A 1,981-nucleotide genomic window follows, 5' to 3' on the forward strand; every position below is an offset into this window, starting at 1 on the left:
AGACGACGAGCAGGACGAGGGAAGCGGCCAGCAGCATCAGGGCGATCTGGTTGGGCAGGCCGAACAGGCTGCCGGTGTGCAGGTCGATGCCCCAACGGCTGAGCTTGGCGAGCACCGGGTAGTCGGCGAAGCGCAGTACGTCGGTCACCTTGCCGGTCGCCGGGTCGACCGCGACCGAGTCCTGCTTCTCGGGCCAGCTGCGCTGTACCTGCTTGACGACGTAGGCGGAGGACGCGTCCGCGGGCGGGACGATCTCCACGGGGTCGCCCAGACCCTCGGCGCGCGCGGCGGACAGGACCTTGTCGAGGCCGACCCCGTGCGCGGCGTCCCCGCCCGCGCCCGATGCCGCGCCGTGGCCCGCGTGCTCCCCTCCCCCGGCTGCCGACGCCGACACGGACGGGGTGGTCTGGCCGAGCGAGACGCGCAGGTCCTCGATGTTCGCCCCGGCGTAGGTCGACCAGGTCAGGCCGGTCGCCGAGAGGAAGACGAATCCGGCCGCCGCCCAGGCGCCGACCGTGCCGTGCAGGCCCAGGGTGCGGCGCCGGCCGCTGGTGCCGCGCAGCTTGCGCCGGGCCCGGCGGCGGGAGAACCACAGCACCAGGCCGCCGCCCGCGATCACCCAAAGCCAGCTCGCGGCGAACTCGCTGTACAGACGGCCGGTCTCGCCCAGGTGCAGGTCCCGGTGGAACTCGTCGATCCAGGTGCGCAGCGGCAGCGCGCCGCTCGAACCGTACTGTTCGAGAGCGCCGCGCACCTTCGCGGTGTACGGGTCGACGAAGACCGCGAGCGTGTGGTCCGGGTCGACGCCCTCGACGCCGGACAGCAGCACCCTGGTGGTGGCGTCGGCCTCGGGTGAGGGGCGTACGGCCGACACCGTGCCCTCGGGATGGGCCTGCCGGGCGGCGGCGACCTGCTCGGAGACCGGAAGCTTGCGGTCACCCACGTCGGGGACGGTCAACTCGTGTGCGTAGACCATCTTCTCGGCCTGGAACGAGGCGGCGTAGAGGAAGCCGGTGGCCGCCGCCACCAGGAGGAAGGGGGCCACGAACAGCCCGGCGTAGAAGTGCAGGCGCAGGACGAGCGGGCGGAGTGTGGACCATCTGCCGGGCAAAGGCGGTGAGGTCGGCGGTTTGGCGGCCTCGCCCGTGGGGGTCGGGGACGTGGTGGTCATCGGTGGGCGCTCCGGGGACGTCGTGGGGACGGGGTGGTCCCAGTGGTCGGGGCGGGAGCGCACCGGGTTCCCGACCCCGAGTGTGGCCTGCGTCACACCTTCGTGGCCGACGGGCGGACGCCGTACACCGTGGCATCCTGGCGCGATGGGAACTCCGAGTGATCGCGCCCCCCTTGCCGAGCGGGTCGAGGAACTGCTCGCCACCGCTGGACCGTTGCCGATCGTCGAGGCCGGCGATCCGGTGCTGCGGCGCGTCGCCGAGCCCTTCGACGGGCAGTTGGAGCCGGCGCTGCTGGCACGGTTCGTCGAGGCGCTGCGCCTCACCATGCGCGCGGCACCGGGTGTCGGCCTGGCCGCGCCGCAGGTGGGGGTGGGGCTCAGGATCGCGGTGATCGAGGACCCGGCGCCGGTGCCGGACGAGGTGCGGGTGGCGCGCGGGCGGGTGCCGCAGCCGTTCCGGGTACTGGTGAATCCGTCGTACGAGGCCGTGGACGGCGGACGCGCCGCGTTCTTCGAGGGCTGTCTGAGTGTGCCGGGGTGGCAGGCGGTGGTGGCTCGGCATGCCGAGGTGCGGTTGGTGGCGCGGGACGAGCACGGGCGGGCCGTGGACGAGGTGTTCGCGGGGTGGCCCGCGCGGATCGTGCAGCACGAGACGGATCATCTCGACGGTGTGTTGTACCTGGACCGGGCTGAGGTGCGGTCACTGGCGTCGAATCGGGCGATGGTGGAGTTGTGGGGGCAGGTGACTCCCGAGCGGGCTGCGGTGGGGTTGGGGTTTGAGCTGCCTCCCGGGTCTGCAGGGGCTGCGGG

At 73.1% G+C, this 1,981-nt stretch carries 2 protein-coding genes; one reads left to right on the plus strand and one right to left on the minus strand.

What is annotated here, in order from left to right; all coding sequences use genetic code 11:
- On the minus strand, window positions 1-1,171 hold a 1,171-nt coding region (locus EBH09_RS03930), incomplete at its 3' end, for a PepSY-associated TM helix domain-containing protein (protein ID WP_153182602.1).
- Between the two features lie 145 nt (window positions 1,172-1,316).
- Here EBH09_RS03930 and EBH09_RS03935 point away from each other — a divergent pair.
- A partial coding sequence (locus tag EBH09_RS03935) for a peptide deformylase (RefSeq protein WP_153182603.1) occupies window positions 1,317-1,981 on the plus strand: 665 nt, incomplete at its 3' end.

This window comes from Streptomyces sp. E2N166 (genome assembly GCF_003671715.1).
GTDB classification, from domain to species: Bacteria; Actinomycetota; Actinomycetes; order Streptomycetales; family Streptomycetaceae; genus Streptomyces; species Streptomyces thinghirensis.